At 67.2% G+C, this 17,567-nt stretch carries 16 protein-coding genes; 7 read left to right on the top strand and 9 right to left on the bottom strand.

Going from position 1 to position 17,567, the window contains the following annotated elements; translation table 11 throughout:
- The first annotated feature begins 615 nt into the window (after positions 1-615).
- The 4 genes from NB3_RS28205 to NB3_RS28190 all read left to right on the top strand — a co-directional run bounded on the left by NB3_RS28205 (position 616) and on the right by NB3_RS28190 (position 5,908).
- On the top strand, positions 616-999 hold the full coding sequence (locus tag NB3_RS28205; RefSeq protein ID WP_218020652.1) for a hypothetical protein: 384 nt from the start codon (positions 616-618) through the stop codon (positions 997-999).
- 143 nt (positions 1,000-1,142) lie between these two features.
- A complete protein-coding gene (gene mfd / locus NB3_RS28200; RefSeq protein WP_067809408.1) occupies positions 1,143-4,754 on the top strand; it encodes a transcription-repair coupling factor in 3,612 nt (1,203 codons plus the stop codon).
- Entirely contained in the window at positions 4,751-5,512 is a 762-nt protein-coding gene (locus NB3_RS28195; protein WP_084823744.1) for a nucleoside triphosphate pyrophosphohydrolase, read from the top strand. Before mfd ends, NB3_RS28195 begins: the two co-directional genes overlap by 4 nt.
- 63 nt (positions 5,513-5,575) lie before the next feature.
- On the top strand, positions 5,576-5,908 hold the full coding sequence (locus tag NB3_RS28190; protein WP_067809406.1) for a hypothetical protein: 333 nt from the start codon (positions 5,576-5,578) through the stop codon (positions 5,906-5,908).
- Here NB3_RS28190 and cyaB read toward each other — a convergent pair.
- The 4 genes from cyaB to NB3_RS28170 are packed head-to-tail and all read right to left on the bottom strand — an operon-like array spanning position 5,896 to position 8,518.
- Positions 5,896-6,486 (bottom strand): class IV adenylate cyclase, encoded by a 591-nt coding sequence (gene cyaB / locus NB3_RS28185; protein ID WP_157112054.1) that lies wholly within the window; start codon positions 6,484-6,486, stop codon positions 5,896-5,898. The two genes, NB3_RS28190 and cyaB, sit on opposite strands and share 13 nt — an antisense overlap.
- 8 nt (positions 6,487-6,494) lie before the next feature.
- Positions 6,495-7,871, bottom strand: coding sequence for a hypothetical protein (locus NB3_RS28180; protein WP_067809403.1), 1,377 nt, complete (start codon positions 7,869-7,871; stop codon positions 6,495-6,497).
- A gap of 51 nt (positions 7,872-7,922) precedes the next feature.
- Positions 7,923-8,114 carry a hypothetical protein gene (locus NB3_RS28175; protein ID WP_067809401.1) on the bottom strand — a complete coding sequence of 64 codons (192 nt, stop codon included), beginning with the start codon at positions 8,112-8,114 and terminating at the stop codon, positions 7,923-7,925.
- 26 nt (positions 8,115-8,140) lie between these two features.
- On the bottom strand, positions 8,141-8,518 hold the full coding sequence (locus NB3_RS28170; RefSeq protein WP_244892119.1) for a DNA-directed RNA polymerase subunit beta: 378 nt from the start codon (positions 8,516-8,518) through the stop codon (positions 8,141-8,143).
- A gap of 361 nt (positions 8,519-8,879) precedes the next feature.
- Between NB3_RS28170 and NB3_RS28165 the strand changes: the two genes are divergently transcribed.
- A complete protein-coding gene (locus NB3_RS28165) occupies positions 8,880-10,286 on the top strand; it encodes a helix-turn-helix domain-containing protein (protein ID WP_169810757.1) in 1,407 nt (468 codons plus the stop codon).
- A gap of 9 nt (positions 10,287-10,295) precedes the next feature.
- Entirely contained in the window at positions 10,296-11,213 is a 918-nt protein-coding gene (locus NB3_RS28160; RefSeq protein WP_084823742.1) for a phosphotransferase, read from the top strand.
- Positions 11,214-11,316: 103 nt separating this feature from the next.
- On the opposite strand, the gene NB3_RS28155 is transcribed toward NB3_RS28160, so the two are convergent.
- The 3 genes from NB3_RS28155 to NB3_RS28145 form a co-directional block, all read right to left on the bottom strand.
- Positions 11,317-11,892: a TerD family protein gene (locus tag NB3_RS28155; protein WP_067809394.1), complete on the bottom strand. Its 576-nt coding sequence runs from the start codon at positions 11,890-11,892 to the stop codon at positions 11,317-11,319.
- Between the two features lie 64 nt (positions 11,893-11,956).
- Positions 11,957-12,442, bottom strand: coding sequence for a pyridoxamine 5'-phosphate oxidase family protein (locus NB3_RS28150; RefSeq protein WP_067809419.1), 486 nt, complete (start codon positions 12,440-12,442; stop codon positions 11,957-11,959).
- A 142-nt stretch (positions 12,443-12,584) separates the two neighbouring features.
- Complete coding sequence (locus NB3_RS28145; RefSeq protein WP_067809417.1) at positions 12,585-13,040, bottom strand: flavodoxin domain-containing protein; 456 nt, start codon at positions 13,038-13,040, stop codon at positions 12,585-12,587.
- 484 nt (positions 13,041-13,524) lie between these two features.
- Here NB3_RS28145 and NB3_RS28140 point away from each other — a divergent pair, with 484 nt between their 5' ends.
- Positions 13,525-14,988: a stealth family protein gene (locus NB3_RS28140; protein ID WP_084823746.1), complete on the top strand. Its 1,464-nt coding sequence runs from the start codon at positions 13,525-13,527 to the stop codon at positions 14,986-14,988.
- Here NB3_RS28140 and NB3_RS28135 read toward each other — a convergent pair.
- Together NB3_RS28135 and NB3_RS28130 are read right to left on the bottom strand one after the other, a co-directional pair.
- Positions 14,936-15,889: a phosphodiesterase gene (locus NB3_RS28135; protein WP_067809392.1), complete on the bottom strand. Its 954-nt coding sequence runs from the start codon at positions 15,887-15,889 to the stop codon at positions 14,936-14,938. The genes NB3_RS28140 and NB3_RS28135 overlap by 53 nt on opposite strands.
- A gap of 162 nt (positions 15,890-16,051) precedes the next feature.
- A complete protein-coding gene (locus NB3_RS28130) occupies positions 16,052-17,140 on the bottom strand; it encodes a glycerol dehydrogenase (RefSeq protein ID WP_067809390.1) in 1,089 nt (362 codons plus the stop codon).
- Between the last annotated feature and the right edge of the window lie 427 nt (positions 17,141-17,567).

The raw sequence follows: 17,567 nt of genomic DNA, 5'->3' as shown, positions 1-17,567 counted from the left end.
GGGTGCTCGGTCTCGCTTCGCTCGAAACCGGGTGTTGCGGCGCGCTGGGTACGTTGGTGCCGAGGCTCGCTGCATGGTGTGCGCGGTGTAGTGGCTGGTGTCGGCCTTGCCGTCGCTTACTCCCTGTGTCGCGTGCCCGTTGGCCGCTCAGGCGCGAGCCGGGCCGCGAACGGCGGGTGCTCGGTCTCGCTTCGCTCGAAACCGGGTGTTGCGGCGCGCTGGGTACGTTGGTGCCGAGGCTCGCTGCATGGTGTGCGCGGTGTAGTGGCTGGTGTCGGCCTTGCCGTCGCTTACTCCCTGTGTCGCGTGCCCGTTGGCCGCTCGGACGCGAGCCGGGCCGCGAACGGAACAGGCTCGGTCGCGCTTCGCTCGTAAGACGTGGTTGCGGTGCGCTGGGCGCGATGGCTGCCGAGCTCGGCATAGGGCGCGCGTTGGTCGGTGGTCGCTCCGTGTGGGCGGTGGACGTGGGAATGTGGGCGGGCGCGAATGGCGCTTGGTTCATTTCGCTCGAGCGCCGAGGGCTCGGTTTGTGTGGGTTGCGCTGGTGCCCGTGTCGGGGCAACGTTCGCCTGTCGAGTCACGGGGCCGGGCACGAGGGATGGGTAATTTCGCGGCATGCATCAGCATCGGACCTTCCACAATCCTCCGGCTCTGCCGCATGAGGTGGTGATCGCGGTATTGGAGCGGGCGCTCGGAGACCGGGCGTACGAGGGCGAGGCGGCGGATGCTCTGGTGGGCAGCGCCTTGAACGACGACGATCGGGAGTTCGTCGAGCACTGGTGCGTGCAGGTCGGAACGCGAGCTGTTTCCGGAAGCCCTCTGCTCGGGCTGGCCGGGCTGTGCCTGGGACATACCGCTCGGCGGTTCGGGCGGCTCAGCGATGAGTCTGTCGCGTTGGCGCGCTCCTTGGCGGCACGTGCCGAGGCGGATCCGTCGGACGTGGACGGGCGGGCACTCGACGGGCTCGACGACGTCCGGAGTTTCCTGCACCTCTGGTGAAGCAGGCGCCGTCGGTCGCTCTCGGGCAGGCCAGGAGAGGCAGTCTCTCCTCGCGGCGGCGCGGGCGCTGGAAAAACGAGATGCCCGCTTCACTAGACTCGGTTGGCCGCTCGAAACGTGTCGCCTGCGCTCAGGAGTTGTCGATGTCCACCCACCGCCCCCCGTTGGCGGGACTGGCCGCCGCGGCCGGTGCCGATACCTCGCTACGGACCGTCGCGGAGCTGATCGGCACATCGTCGGTCGAGCTGGTCGCGCCGTCGGCGGTGCGGCCGTTCGTCGCGTCCAGGATGGCCGCCGAGCGGCCGTTGGTGGTGGTCACGGCCACGGGGCGGGAGGCGGACGACCTGACCGTCGAGCTGGTGGAGATGCTCGGCCCCGCGGTCGCTCAGTTCCCGTCCTGGGAGACGCTGCCGCACGAGCGGCTCTCCCCGGGCGCGGACACGGTGGGACGCAGGCTCGAGGTGCTGCGCCGGATCGCGCACCCCGACGACCCGCATTTCCCCGCGCCGCTGCGCGTGGTGGTGACCACGGTGCGGTCGCTGATGCAGCCGATGGCGGGCGGGCTCGGCGATATCGAGCCGGTCGTGCTGCGCGTCGGCGCCGAGCTGGACTTCGACGAACTGCTCACGCGGCTGGTGGAATTCGCCTACACCCGGGTCGACATGGTGGGCAAACGCGGCGAGTTCGCGGTGCGCGGCGGCATCCTGGACGTCTTCCCGCCCACCGCCGACCATCCGGTGCGCGTGGAGTTCTGGGGCGACGAGATCACCGAGCTGCGGCCGTTCTCCGTCGCCGACCAGCGCTCGCTGCCGGACGTCGCGGTGGACGTCGTGGTCGCCACGCCGTGCCGGGAACTGCTGCTCACCCCCGAGGTGCGCGAGCGGGCCGCCGAGGTCGCCGTCGTCAACGCGGCCGACGCGGCGCTGGTGGAGATGCTGGAGAAGCTGGCGCAGGGCATCCCGGTCGAGGGCATGGAAGCGCTGCTGCCTGTGCTGCAACCCGGACAGTTGTGCCTGCTCACCGAGGTGCTGCCGGAGGGAACCCACATACTGCTGTGCGATCCGGAGAAGATCCGGACCCGCGCGGCCGACCTGGTGCGCACCGGCGAGGAATTCCTGGAGGCCTCCTGGACCGCGGCCTCGTTCGGTGGCGCCGCGCCGCTCGGCGGGCACGGGCTCGACCTGGCCGCCTCGGCCTACCGCCCGCTGCCCGAGGTGCACGCCGACGCCGACCGGCAAGGTCTGCCCTGGTGGACGCTGAGCCCGCTCGCCTCAGGGGATGCGTCGGAGGTCGTGCTGCCCGTGCTGCCCGGCCCGGCCGCGCGCGGATCCGACGAGCTGGTGGCGACCATGTTCGCCTCGTTGCGCGCCCACGTGCTCACCGGAGGCAAGGCCGTGGTGGTCGTCGCCGGTCACGGCACGGCGCAGCGCATCATGGAACGGCTGGCGGATGCGGAAGTGCCCGCCGCCGCGCTGGACGCGGGCGCGGAACCGAACGAGGGCGTGGTGGGCGTGCTGTGCGGTTCGCTGCACGACGGCCTGATCTTCGAGGGCGCGGGCCTGGTGGTCGTCGCCGAGTCCGACCTCACCGGCAACCGCGTCACCGCGCCCACCGAGGGCAAGCGGATGCCGGCGAAACGCCGCAACCAGGTCGATCCGCTGGCGTTGAGCGCGGGGGACATGGTGGTGCACGACCAGCACGGCATCGGCAAGTTCGTCGAGATGATCGAGCGCACCGTCGGCGGCGCGCGCCGCGAGTACCTGGTGATCGAGTACGCGCCGAGCAAACGCGGCCAGCCCGGCGACCGGCTGTTCGTGCCGATGGAGTCGCTCGACCAGCTGTCCCGCTACGTCGGCGGCGAGATGCCGAGCCTGTCCAAGCTCGGCGGCTCGGACTGGGCCAACACCAAACGCAAGGCGCGCAAGGCCGTTCGCGAGATCGCGGGCGAACTCGTGCAGCTGTACGCCGCGCGCCAGGCGGCCCCCGGGCACGCGTTCGGGCCGGACACGCCGTGGCAGAAGGAGATGGAGGACGCGTTCGCGTTCACCGAGACTGTCGACCAGATGACCGCCATCGCCGAGGTGAAGGCGGACATGGAGAAGCCGGTCCCGATGGACCGCGTGGTCTGCGGCGACGTCGGCTACGGCAAGACCGAGATCGCGGTGCGCGCGGCGTTCAAGGCGGTGCAGGACGGCAAGCAGGTCGTCGTGCTGGTGCCGACCACGCTGCTCGCCCAGCAGCACTTGCAGACCTTCACCGAGCGTGTCGCGGGTTTCCCGATCACCGTGAAGGGCCTGTCCCGCTTCACCGACCCGGCCGAGGCCCGCGCGGTGCTGGAAGGCATGGCCGACGGCAGCGTCGACATCGTGGTCGGCACGCACCGGCTGTTGCAGACCGGTGTGCGCTGGAAGGACCTCGGTCTCGTGGTGGTCGACGAGGAGCAGCGGTTCGGCGTCGAGCACAAGGAGCACATCAAGGCGCTGCGCACGCACGTCGACGTGCTCACGATGTCGGCCACCCCGATTCCGCGCACCCTGGAGATGAGCCTGGCCGGAATTCGCGAGATGTCGACCATCCTCACCCCGCCGGAGGAACGTCACCCCGTGCTCACCTACGTGGGCGCCTACAACGACAAGCAGGTCACCGCCGCGATCCGGCGCGAACTGCTGCGCGACGGCCAGGTGTTCTACGTGCACAACCGGGTGTCGTCGATCGACAAGGCGGCCAAGCGGATTCGCGATCTGGTGCCGGAAGCGCGCGTGGTGGTCGCGCACGGCCAGATGAACGAGGACGCGCTCGAGTCCACCGTGCAGGGCTTCTGGCAGCGCGAATACGACGTGCTGGTGTGCACCACGATCATCGAGACCGGCCTGGACATCTCCAACGCCAACACCCTGATCGTGGAACGCGCCGACGCGCTCGGCCTTTCGCAGTTGCATCAGCTGCGCGGCCGGGTCGGGCGCAGCCGGGAACGCGGCTACGCGTACTTCCTGTACCCGCCGGAGAAGCCGCTCACCGAGACGGCCTACGACCGGTTGGCCACCATCTCGCAGAATTCCGATCTCGGCGCGGGCATGGCGGTCGCGATGAAGGACCTGGAGATCCGCGGCGCGGGCAACGTGCTCGGCGCCGAACAGTCCGGTCACGTCGCCGGCGTCGGTTTCGATCTCTACGTGCGGTTGGTCGGGGAGGCCGTCGAGGCGTATCGCGCCGCCGCGGACGGCAAGCCGATCACCACCGAGGAGGTCAAGGAGGTGCGCATCGACCTGCCCGTCGACGCGCACATCCCGCCCGACTACATCGCCAGTGACCGGCTGCGCCTGGAGGCGTACCGGAAACTCGCCGCCGCGCAGGACGATTCGGCGCTGGCGCAGGTGGTGGAAGAGCTCGTCGACCGGTACGGCCCGTTGCCGGTGGAGGTCGGGCGCCTGGTGTCGGTAGCCAAGTTGCGGCTGCTCGCCCGGGAGTACGAGGTCACCGAGATCGCGGTCACCGGGACCACCTTGAAGATCTCGCCGCTGCACCTGCCCGATTCCAAGCAGATGCGCCTCAAGCGGCTCTACCCGAGCGCGGGGTATCGAGCCGCGTCCGGGGTGGTGCAGCTTCCGCTGCCACGCGTGCAGGACAGTGTCGGGGCCGAGCGCGTCCGCGATGTCGTGCTGCTGCAATTCGTCGCCGATCTGTTGCTGGCGTTGGACGGGAAGGCGCAGGGAGCGGTCGATCTCACCGTCGCCGCCGAGATGGCGTCGCGATGAGTTCCACACGCGACGAGTCCGTCCTGCGCGCTGCCCGTCATCGCGCGGCGCACGACGGGGAATCGGAGCCGCGCACCGACACGGCGGTGGACGCGGCGGGGCTGGCCGGTGCGGTCGAGGTGATGGACCGCCTCTGGCATTTCGGCGGCTGGGAGGTCACCCAGACCCACGACTCGCTGCGCCCCTACCTGCTCGAGGAGACCTACGAACTGCTCGACGCCATCCAGCATGAGGATGCCGAGACGATCAAGGAGGAACTCGGCGACTTGCTGCTGCAAGTGCTCTTCCACTCCAGAATCGCGGAGGCCGCAGGGGAATTCACCGTCGATGACGTCGCCGCCTCGCTGGTGGCCAAGCTGGTCAACCGCAGCCCGCACCTAGTGGACTCCGCGATCGATCCCGACGCCTCGGTGGCGGAGAAGATCGCCGCCCAGGAACGCGCCTGGGAAGAGCGCAAATCCGCAGAGAAGTCCCGCCGCTCCTGCCTGGACGGCATCGCCATGGCTCAGCCCGCCCTCGCCCTCGCCGAGAAGGTCGTCTCCCGCAGCACCAAGGCGGGCCTGCCGCCCGACCTGGTGCCCGAAGCCCTCCGCGTCGTCCATCTCGGCGGCCCGGAGAGCGCCGAAGAACGCCTCCGCAAAGCAACGTTGGCCTTCGCTGCCGCCATTCGCTCGGCGGAGGATATCGCGGAAAAGGACCGCGGTGAACGTCTTCCGCTCACCGCAGAGGATTGGCGCGCCTTCTGGGCTTACGAGTAGAAGCCCGCCTCACCCGCCTGCGGCCACATCCGCGCGGTCGTCGTGCCAGGGGACACTGAAAGAATGCCGTATCCCGAACTGAACGCCCGACCACAATGGCAATCAACCGGCAACGGCAAATTCCCCGTCGCCGCCTACGTCGACGGCCAATGGTGGGTCCTGAGAATCAACGGCTTCCCCGACCACCCACTATGGACCCTGTTCATCGACGGCGCACCCCGTTTCGACCTCGACGACCCTCCACCCACCTGGGACCGCCCGAGCCCCCGATCCGCTCCACCCCTCGACCGAGCCACCGCCGACCAAATCCTGAGCCCGATACAGCACTTCGTCGCCTACGGCAGCGAAGTAGGCAAACCTTGCGATGACCTGTTCTGCTGCGGTCATTGGAGCTGAACATTCACACTGCTCCCACGGGCTGCCAGGACCAGGTCTCGATAAGGCAACTTGATGATCGGGTAGTCAGTGATGTCGAGTTCCCCTTCGACCTGACTGAGGTGAATGGATGCCACCTCCGTGTCGGCCGCCGTGATTTCCGTTTCGACGAATGTTCCAGCATCGGTGACGGCGTCGATGCTGACGATGATGTCGTCACGCTCCGGGTGCTGGTAGATGGTCCTGCGCTTCTCGACACGGACGAGTTCGACCATGCCGATCGCGTCCAGTAGCCGACTGGCCGACTCGGCTTGCTCCGGCCCGCTGAGGGTGACGTTGGTTTCGCGCTTGGCGATCACGTCGGCGTCGCTGTGTGTAGCAGCGTTGGACGGCGGCTTATAGGTCATCTCAGCGAAGCCATTGCGACGCCGGATACGAAGGCATTCAACAGTCTTCATGTAGTCGACGTCGGGTCGGCTGTAGTAGATGTCGACCTCGGTGAGGTGTCCGGCCTCTCGATATCCGAGTTCGGTGAGGCGCTGCCGAAGGACGTGGGGGTCGGGAAGTTCCCGTTTACGCTCGACCTCGATCAAGTGCATGTGCTGGATCATCCTCTCGCATGGATGGCCGTGTGTACGCGGGCCAGGTTCGGTTTGGAGCAGTGTCGACGGATCGTTCCCAGCGCCTGTTGCAGAACTTCGGAGTCGGCGACAGGAACGTTCTGGAACAAGACCATCTGCTTGGCGTCGATCAAAGGGTTCGCAAGACTCTTGCGCAGAAATCGGTTGTAATAGTGGCGCTCTCGGACGAGCACGTCGGTGGCCCGCACAGGAACAAGCACGGACGGACTGGATTCTGCCTCCACGGAGTTGGTGGCGAACGCAGTCAGAAGCTCATCTGCTGTGAGATAGGCGTAGGTTTCTCGGCCCTCCCGCTCGAGCCAAGTACCCCATACGTGGCTGCAGTCGCCGTCGCCGCGCTCCGCCGCGGCGAGGAACAGACTGAGCGCTACGTCGGTGACAGTGTCGAAGATGTCGCTGTCGATGACGTGGTGATCGCCGTAGCGTTCGCTGACCGCCTCGATGGCGGCGCGGTCATTCTGCGATAACCATCCGTCACCGGTGAATGAGAAGTGCACACGTTTGTGTCCAGCGCGGAAGTCGATCCAGTCGCCCGACAGTTGGCCGTCGAGAGTCGGGGTGAATCCGAGGACTCCCGACCTCCAAACGTGATCGCGCAGCGTGATGTAGTGACGTTGCAGTTCGCGAAAAAGCCCGATCGGCGCATGGATGACCGCGCAGATCCGAGTGTCCAGTTCTGCTGCCGCCACGATGCGGGAGTTCTGGCGAATGACCAAGTCGTCGTCGTGGCGATGGTAGGGATGCGTGCCTTCCCGTAGATAGTGCGGCACGAACAGACGAAGAAACTGCAGCCACGACTGGGCGTTGTAGGACTGGACGACGCGCTCGTGCAGCGATACGGCATCGACTGCGTAGACGTCACGGTAGACGAAGAATCCATAAGGCTTCAGTACCGTCGGAAAGATCCGTATCAAGCTGTGCAGGCCACTGTATGCACCACCGTAGGAGTACACCTCGTGCAGCAGTGCCGATGCGCTGATCACATCGACGGGTTCGCTGACCATTGATCCGATGTTCTGGGCCCATCCATGAAGCAGCTCGCAGGTACCGACTGCGTTGAACTGGTCGATAGCCTGCGTCAGCGACCGAGATGCGATTCCGGGCGCCTCTATCAGAGTCAATCGCACGTCGCGGGGCTGGTCACGGAGCTGAGAAGCGAGAAACTCGACCGCAGCACCTCCACCAGGGCCGATCTCGATGATGTGCGGCTCGGCGCCTGCTACGCGCGAGAGAGCGCGGTGCACGAGCATGCCTTTCTCGTGGCCGTGGTCGTTGGCTGCGATATCGAGATAGGTCCGCTCCGCTTTTCGCTCGGAAGCGAAGGGGTTAGTTGTTCCGATCATTGCGCACCAGTGATGGTCGTTACGTGGTTTCGGGCGGTCGCCCCGATGTGGCTAAGGCTCGAGGTAGAGGCGTTCATTGGGGAGCCGGGGCAGGTGCCGGGGATCGTCCGAGATCACGTGGATGGCGTTGCGATGGTTGTGGGCGTGGAAATCCTGGACGAACAGCAGCGCGGCCGTCAGGCAGGCGGCGAAGTCCAAGCGCACGTCGTTCAGGTAGATCGACAGATGGACATCCCGTTCCATCGGCCGCGGGGACCCTCCCGGACCGGTCACGAGGCGCGACTGCGGGACTGGCCGGAAGACCAGCGCGGGCCGACGCACGCCCGCACCGAGGAAATCACCACGGCGCCCAGCGGGCGGTAGGTATCGCGCGCCGGTTCGATCCACCGGCGGACTCCTGCGGGCATGCCTACTGGAGATGGCAGAGCGATCAGTCCTCCATTACGGATGACCTTGACCTGGTGACGGAACAACATCGCGAACAGCCGCGGGTCGTCCGGAAAGTCGGGACGAATCAGGAACGTCCATGTCCCGGACCGCGGGTGAGTGAAGATCGGCCCCAACGCGTGCTGCCTGACCTGCATGTGATGCCGCACGCCAGCACCGATATGTGCAGGCATCGTCACGGCGCCGACCGATCCGGCCACCAATTCGATCCGGCCGAGGGCCGCATCGACTCGAGTCGGTAAGCCACACACTCGCCTGTAGAAGGCGCAGCGCTGTTCGGCAGACTCCCCGACCCGCACATCAGGCGGCTCGTGCTCAGCTACAGCTCGGCGGCCCCGTCCCACGCCGCGGACTGACGACGCACCCTCGCCAGCGAATCTTCCTGCATTGTTATGCGAAACCATGCTCTGCCTCCCTGAGATTTCGAATCGCGCCCGACGCCGAGGGCTTGCGCCACCGACCAGCGGCATTGCGGGCCGGTGTGCCGAGAGGAAGATCGGCATCGACCCGGCGTCGGACGCGACTTCAGTCTGTGACGGAGGCAACGGAAGCCGGTATATCTTGGATGCGGACAAGAAACTGTCCCCGTTCGAGGCTGTCCCGGTAGTGGTCGCATCCGACCAGGTCACAGAGGATGTAGCGATGGCCCAACAACCGCGTGAACTGGCCGCCATGGAGTCGGCGCGACAGTTCTTCGGCGCCGAGCTGCGGCACTGGCGGCTGCTACGGAAACTGTCTCTGAACCAGCTCGGGGCAATCAGCCACGACAGCGGTTCGCTGATCGGCAAAATCGAGAAAGCTCAACGCCGTCCGACGCAAGCGTTCGCCGCGCGAATGGATAGAGCGCTGGACACCGACGGCGTCCTCCAACGCATGTGGCTCGACATGAATTCTGCCGCAGCAGAGATGAGTACATCTCCACCCTTGGTGGCCGCAGAAACCGCTGCGCCCTGGGTCGGCTTGGAAGTTTTCGACCCTGTCCGCGAATGGTTGAAGTCAGCCGTTCCTACGTTCGGCCGCGGCACAGGCCATCGGCGTGTAGGGCGCACCGATGTCGCGGTGATGTGGTCGATGTGCAGTGTATTCGCCAACGCAGATCATCACCTCGGTGGAGGCTACGCTCGCGCGACCCTGGCAAGGCTCATCGATGACGTTGTCATACCAGCGTTGCGCGGTTCCTACGACGACCAGACAGCCTCTCAGCTGTATGCCGTCTCCGCCCGGTTATGCAACTTGAGTGGTTTCATGTGCTTCGACTCTGCGCAGCAGGGTCTTGGGCAGCAGCACTTTCAGCAGGCCCTCCAACTGGCGAAAGCGGCCAGGAACACCGCCTTGGGCGCACACATCCTCACCGATATGTCCATGCAGGCCCACTACCTCAGCCGTCCCACCGAGGCCGTGCGATGCGGTACCGCCGCAGTGCAGGCCGCCGAGCAGTCAGGCTCCCCCAGTACCGCGGCACGCTGCAACGCGCTCCTAGCGCGTGCACATGCGCTCAATAACGATGCCAGCGCGAGCGCAAGAGCGATGCACGACGCCGAACGGCATCTCGGCCGTGCTCGGCCAGATGACGAACCGGACTGGATTCGGTTCTTCACCGACCGCCAGCTGTCGGCCGAGTTCATGTATGTCGCTCACGATGGGCGACGTCCGACAGACGTACGCGAACAGGCACCTATTGTTCTGGCGGACTCGGTAGGAATGGAGCGAAGGAAGGTCCTGGTCGCGGCAACGCTTGCAGCCTCCTTCGTGCCGGAGGATGGAGAACGCGTGGGCAATTCAGACGTCGATGTCGAGCAGGCGTGCCAGGTACTACTGGACACGCTTCCTGCGGCGCGCGGACTGACCAGCTCCCGTGCGATCGAATCGATCAACCTCGTTCGGCGCCGCCTCGCACCCTTCGCGAGTAAGCCTGCGGTTCAACAGGTCGAACACGAGTTCCAGGCCTCCGTTGCGTTAGTGGGATAAGGCTGAAACATGTCATCAACGATCGATACCGTGCTGCGCCGAGGATGCGAAGCTCGTGGGCTGGACCCGACAGACGCAGTCCTCATTCACCATTCGAGCAACGCCGTCTATGTGCTGCCGCGCCATGACGCAGTCGCACGGGTCAGCCGGACAGAGGCGGATTCAGACCGACAGATCCGCACGTGCGCCGTAACACAATGGCTGACCACCGAACACGGTTTCGATGCCACAGCTCCCCTTCCTGGGGTGGAACCGATCGAGGTCGCCGGACACACCATCGGATTCTGGACCTATTACCCACAGACAGACGACACCCCGGCGCCGACCTCCACAGAACTCGGGCGGCTGCTGCGCACCCTGCATGACCTCCCCGCACCGCCGGCCTTGGAGTTGCCGACATGGACGCCCCTGGAGTCGCTGCGCGGGGCACTACTGGAAAAGCATGCGCTCGACTCGATCACACACGACGAACAATCCTGGCTTCTCGAACGCATCGATGAGATCCGCAAAGAGCTGAGTGAGCTCGACTGGCCCCTCGGATTCGGTCTCATCCACGGCGATGCATGGGCAGGAAACCTGCTGTGGGACAACCGAGCCGATCCCAAGACGGCAATCCTCGGCGACTGGGACTGGGTAAGCATCGGCCCGCGCGAAGTCGACTTGATCCCTACATGGCACGCTTCGGTCCGCTACGGACGCGACCGCACCTGGGTCCGCAACTTCATCGACGAATACGGCTACGACCTGTCCGCCTGGTCCGGCTACGACTTGCTACTGGACATGCGAGACCTCGTCCAACTAACCGGCCCCCTTCGCCGCGCTACGAGTTCACCCGCATACGCCCAGCGACTACGCCAACGACTAGACGACATCCGCGCAGGCAACCGAACGACACAGTGGAGCCAATATCGCACACAACGCAGCTGAGCTGGCTGACCTGATCAGCTCCGGACCTCCACGCTGATCCTCCACTTCTCGATGCTGTCAGAACATCGGCTGGAGGACCCGCGCGGCGAACGGAATCGAACCCTCAGACGTTGACCCCGTAGTCCCGGGCGATGCCCGCGAGTCCGGAGGCGTAGCCCTGGCCGATGGCGCGGAACTTCCATTCGTTGTTGTGGCGGTAGAGCTCGCCGAAGATCATGGCCGTTTCGGTGGAGGCGTCTTCGGTGAGGTCGTAGCGGGCCAGTTCTACGCCGGTGGTGGCGTCGACGACGCGGATGAAGGCGTTGCGGATCTGGCCGAACGACTGGCCGCGGGCGTCGGCGTCGTGGATGGACACCGGGAAGAAGATGTTGGTGATGCTCGGGGGAGCGGCGGTGAGGTCGACGTTGATCACCTCGTCATCGCCTTCACCCGCGCCGGTGAGGTTGTCGCCGGTGTGCTCGATGGAGCCGTCGGGCGAACGCAGGTTGTTGTAGAAGACGAAATGCTGATCGGACAGCACTTTCAGGTTCGGTCCGCAGGCGAGCGCGCTGGCGTCGAGGTCGTAGTCGGCGCCGGTGGTGGTGCGCACGTCCCAGCCGAGCCCCACCGCCACCTTGGTGAGATTCGCGGCCTGCTTCGACAGCGAGACGTTGCCGCCTTTGGCCAGAGTGACGCTCATGATCCCCTTCCGCGCGGCACGGCCGGTGCCGCCTCTTCTCTGCTCCCGGGAACGCCGGGCCGATTCAGTTCTGGTGGTCTGCCCAGGACCGCAAGGTGTCGACCCGGCCCCGCAGCGCGCGCAGTTCGCTCTCGTCGTCGAGCACCGTGCGCTGAATGCCCTGCACCACGGCGAAGGCCGACTGGCGGTGATCGTCGATGACGTCGACATCTATGCGGACGGCGACATAGTCGTCGGCGTCGGGCATCCGCTCGGCGACGACGTGCGCGGTGCCCCTGGCGCACATCGCCACATTGCCGCCGCCGAGGATCAGCAGCGCCACCTCGGGGCGCTCGCGCAGCCGCGCCAGCGAGCCGCGATCGGACTTGAGGCTGATCAGGATGCGCCGGTCACCGGCCCGCACCGGCCAGGAGACCGGAATCGCGTGCGGCGCAGGGTCGGTCGTCACCAGCACGCCGATGGTCTCCAGCGGCCATTCCGGCAGCACGTCCAGCTCGGGATGATCTGTCGAGTTGTGCTGACGTTGGGCGGGGCTCGCTCCGGCTGCCATCTTCGTCACCTCATGGATCGTCGAGCGCGGCGGGCTGTGCCGCGCTTGATAGCAGTCTAAGACGCTGCGCCCCTTGTGCGCTGGCGCTGGGCGCTTTGTCCGGACCGCTTTCCGGTGACCGCGGAGCCGTGCCCGGCGGCGGTCAGGCCGCGACCAGCGCGGGAATGTCCAGCGCGGCGGCCCAGTCCCGGGCCATGTCCCGGACGCGGACCTCCGTCGACGCGTCGTGTCGCGCGTGCTCGCCCACCTGGACGGCGCCGCGTGCGGCGAGCTTCTCGGCGATGATCTCGCCGCCGCGGTTGAACGTGTCGCCGTACACGATGTCGCCGAGCCCGAAGACGGCGAAGCGCAGGCCGCTCAGGTCCGGCGTGTCGCGATCGAGCGCGTCGGCGAAGGGTTCGGCGCCGGTCGGCAGCTCACCGTCGCCGTAGGTCGAGCACACGACGACATGGAAGTCGCGGACGTCCAGATCCTCGATGTCGAAGTCCGTCATGTCGTGCACCGAGACGTCGTGCGCCTCGCGCAGTTCCTCGGCGATGCTGTCGGCCGCGGACTCCGCGGTGCCCATCTCGGTTCCGAACAGAATGACGACGCGCACCGGCACAACCTTCCTCTCGCGTATGGTGAGGCTATCCTAACTGTATTGCGGAGTGTGTGCTACACCCGTGACGGCGCACTGGTCGGGGCCGGTCAGCTGCACCGATTGACGGAATGTCGAGCGCGTTGCATCATTCGTAGAGGTGCCCGGAGTTTCCTGGGCAGACCAATTCAGCCGGCCGATGACCGTCCGGCGTGCGACTGCCGCCCGTGCCCTTCGATCGTCCCCGCACGAGTGCAGCGCTTCCATTCATGACGCATGCGCGTCCGGCCGTGAGTGAGGTGAAACGAAATGGTCTTCCAGTCGTCTGCATACCGGGTGATCAATTCGTACCCGCGCTTCGGCACCCTTCCCCACTTCTGAATGTCACCGCGCCAGGCGCGCGGTCCGCGCACGTCGATGCCACGGCATCGACGGATCGCCGCTCGGCGCGGTGCCCCGGACGGAACGAATGACCTGCGGTTCGACGGAAGTGGAGGCAGTGATGATGGACAGGGGAGCAGTGGATTCGGGTGCGGTCGAGATGGTCACGCGGCCCATGGCGAGCAATCTCGCCGTGTCCGCCGCGATGATCGAGGATCTCGCCTATCTGCGCGCGGAGCTGGCGGCGGCGGAGGTGCCGTTCCTGCTCGTGCGCGACAGCGGGCACCGGCTGGTGCTCGCGGCCGACGCGGCGCACCGCCTGATGGTGCGCCGGGTGACCGCCACGGCGATGTCGGCGGGATTCTCCTGTGTCGAAGTGCAGCAGAATGTCTTCCGGCTCGGGCGCGACCACGACCCGGCTCATCACGTCGAGCTGGAGCTGTGGGAGTACCACGGTGACACGGTGACCTGCCCGCGCCCGAACGCGCTGACCCGCACCGTCTTCGACCTCGCCGACGTCCAGCGCACGCAGGTGCGTTTGTTCGACCGCACCTGGCCCACCCTGGCCGACATGTTCGCGCCGCAGACCGGTGACGTCGGGTTCGACATCGACCTGGTGTTCTCCTGGGTGGACGGCTCCGACCCGGAATTCCGCGCCCGCCGCGCCGGGATGCTGGCCCAGGTCGTGGTGGGCGAGGGCGACGACGCGGACGCCAGGATCCGCCAGATCGATGAGCTGAAGTACGCCCTGCGGTCGGTGCACAAGAACGCGCCGTGGATCCGCAGGATCTTCATCGCGACCGACTCGACGCCGCCGGAATGGCTGACCGCGCACCCGAAGGTGACCGTGGTGCGGGCGGTGGACCACTTCCGCGATGTCAGCGGCTTGCCGGTGTTCAACTCGCACGCGGTGGAATGCCAGTTGCAGCACATCGATGGGCTGAGTGAGCACTTCCTGTACTCCAACGACGACATGTTCTTCGCGCGTCCGGTGCGTCCGTCGATGTTCTTCACGCCCGGCGGCGTGAGCCGCTTCATCGAAGCGGACACGAGGATCGGGCCCGGTCGCAACAACGAACGGCGCAGCGGTTTCGAGAACGCCGCGCGGGTGAACCGGGCGCTGCTGGCGGAGCGCTTCGGTTACGTCATCACGCGGCACCTGGAGCACACGCCGGTGCCGTTGCGGCGCAGCGTGCTCATGGAGATGGAGGAGGAGTTCGCCGCCGATTTCGCGCGCACGAGCGCGAGCCGGTTCCGCGCGGCCACCGACATCTCGGTCACCAATTCGCTGTATCACTACTACGCCATGTTCACCGGGCGCGCGGTGCCGCAGGAGGCGGCGAAGGTGCGTTACGTGGATACCACCAGCTACGGTGGGCTGGCCCTGCTGGACGGGCTGGCGCGTCATCGCGACGTCGACTTCTTCTGCCTCAACGACGGCAGTTTCCCCGAGGTCGCCGAATCCGAACGGGTGCGGATCGTGTCGGAGTTCCTCGCCAGGTACTACCCGGAGCCGGGACCGTGGGAACGGCTCAGCACACCGCCTCGTCATCCGCTTCCGGAGTCGACGCAGGGCGCCGCATGACGTGCGGGATGCGCCCGGCCGGCGGGATCACGATGCCTTCCTCCGTCAGCCGTTGCCGCGCCTCCTCCGGCGTGGCGGGCGCGCCGACCGTGCGACCGCGCTCGATGGGCACCACCGAGTGCACCACGGTGTCCGGATAGATGTGCACGTAGTTGAAGGCCTGCGCGCCGTCCCGGCCGCGCAGGCCGCCCTGCGCCACACCGAGATCCTGGCTGTAGCAGGTGGCCGACGCCACCGAGACGGGGATGCCCGCGAACGTGGCGTTGGTGGAGAAGTGCAGGTGGCCGGCGAGGATGGCGCGCACGTCGGTGCCGTCGAGCACGTCGGCGAGGCGGCGCTGATCCCGCAGTTCCACGGTGACGGCCAGGTCGACCACGCACGGCACCGGCGGATGGTGCATGGCCAGGATGGTGCCGAAGGGCGCGGGCTCGGACAGCACCGTGCGCAGCCACTCCAGCTGGCCGTCGGAGATCTCCCCGTAGTGGTGCCCCGGCACGGAGGTGTCCAGGGCGACGATGCGCAGCCCGTCGATCAGGTGCACCCGGTCCAGCGGGGAAGTCGTCGGGTACTCGCCGAGCAGGCGGGCGCGCAGGGCGGCGCGGTCGTCGTGGTTGCCGGTCACCCAGACGAGGGACGTCTGCAAACTTCTAGCGAACGGCTCGACGATCGACCTCAGCTTGGCGTACGCGGCGGGCTCGCCTCGGTCGGTGAGATCGCCGGTGAACACGACCGCGGTCGGGCGGATACCGCTCGCCGCCGCCTGTTCGAGTAGCTGCCGTAGCCGCAGGTCGGCGTCGACATCGCCGTACAAGGGGTCGTCGCCCGCGATGAGATGTGTGTCGCTGAAGTGGAACAACACGTGATCCGGACGCGGATACTCCGCGACTCTGGTGATGGACACCGGACCGAATCCCTCCCGGCGGGTTGCCCGCCATTGGCTTGACTCCGTCGCCACGATAGCGCCGGTTACGGACAGGTTTCCCGGCATTCGGTGAAGACTCGCCATCGGGAGGGTTAGGTTTCGGTGTCGAACGCTGGGCGAACGCGGCGGATGTGGGATTGGTCACTGGCCGATGGCATCCGCGGCGCGCAGGGCGTCCACGACCATCGCGACGTTCACGGTGAAGGGTTCGTTGTGGATCGTCTCGCCCGGAGCGGTCGCGCGGCGCGCGATGGCCGACAGCGTCTCGTCGTCGGCGTCGGGCAGGCCGAGGGCGGCCAGCGTGGTCGGCAAGCCGACCTCGGCGCAGAAACCGAGCACCGTGCCGATCTCGGACGCGGGCGCACCCTCCAGCACCAGTTGAGTGAGGGTGCCGAAGGCGACCTTCTCGCCGTGCAGGAACGGGCGCGTTCCCGCGGCGGCGGTGAGGCCGTTGTGCACGGCATGGGCCGCGGCCAGTCCCGACGATTCGAAGCCGAGCCCGGACAGCAACGTGTTGGCCTCGACGACGCGCTCCAGCGCCGGTGTGACGCTGTGCGTGCGGACAGCGGTCAGCGCCTGCGCCCCGTCGGCGAGCAAGGTGCGATAGCAGAGCTCGGCCAAGGCGGTGGCGCTGCGCGTCGAAGCGCCGCCGCGCATGTTGCGCACCTGGGCGGCACTGCACGTGCGCGCCTCGAACCAGGTCGCCAGCGCGTCGCCCATGCCCGCCGCGAGCAGCCGGGGCGGGGCCTGCGCGACGACCGAGGTGTCCACCAGCACCAGCGCCGGATTGCGCCGCACCAGCTGATATGCCTCGAACTCGCCCGCGTCGGTGTAGATCACCGACAGCGCGCTGCACGGCGCGTCGCTGGAGGCGGTGCTCGGGCAGCTGATCATCGGCAACTCGAGGTCATCGGCGACCGCGCGGGCGGCGTCGAGTACCTTTCCGCCGCCCGCCCCGAGGACGACCGTGCTGCCGGACTCCTCGACGGCGTGGGCGATGCGGGCGATCTCCGCCCGGCTGCATTCACCGCCGGACAGATGGATCGAATAGGCGATCTTCGCGTCCGTCAGCGAGCGTTCCCACGTGCTCGCCAGCAGCCGGAAAGCGCTGGAACCGGCCACGATGAGCACCGGCCCGCCGATCCCGAGACGGGTCATCTCCGCGCCGAGCGCGGCGGTCGCGTCCCGGCCCTGCACGTAGTGCCCCGGCGAGGAGAACACGCTGAGCATCCGGCACCTCCCGCTCCCGGCCGCAACCGTCATGAGCCCGGCCGACGACGACGTTTCAACGCTACGCGACACCTCCCTGGTCACGGCGGGGGTCGACGGAACTCGCCGCGCGCTCCACGGCGCGTCGCTTCGTACGGCGGTGCCGGTGCGGGTTGGGCCCTCCGGCGCTTCCGGCGGGCGCGGAGCGCGTGGTCCGCGCCGGTCCGGCCGCCGCGCTCGGAACGTGCGGCCGTGAGCCGCCGCTTCGACACCGGGATCAGCGATGGGGCCCTCCGGGCGAAACCACGGCAACCGGAAATCCGCCCCTGAACGGCCGTCGTCGACGCTCCGCCTGGACCGGATGCCGCGCCGGGACGGGGCTCTCGATCCGGTTTCACCGCGCGCCTGCGACGGTGTTCCGAGCAGCCGCGGACGGCGGGCGCGAGTC

Origin of the sequence: Nocardia beijingensis NBRC 16342 (genome assembly GCF_001612785.1) — a bacterium.
Lineage (GTDB): Bacteria > Actinomycetota > Actinomycetes > Mycobacteriales > Mycobacteriaceae > Nocardia > Nocardia beijingensis.
Note: the sequence above shows the minus strand (reverse complement) of the source record. Positions and strands in the feature narration are given on the sequence as shown.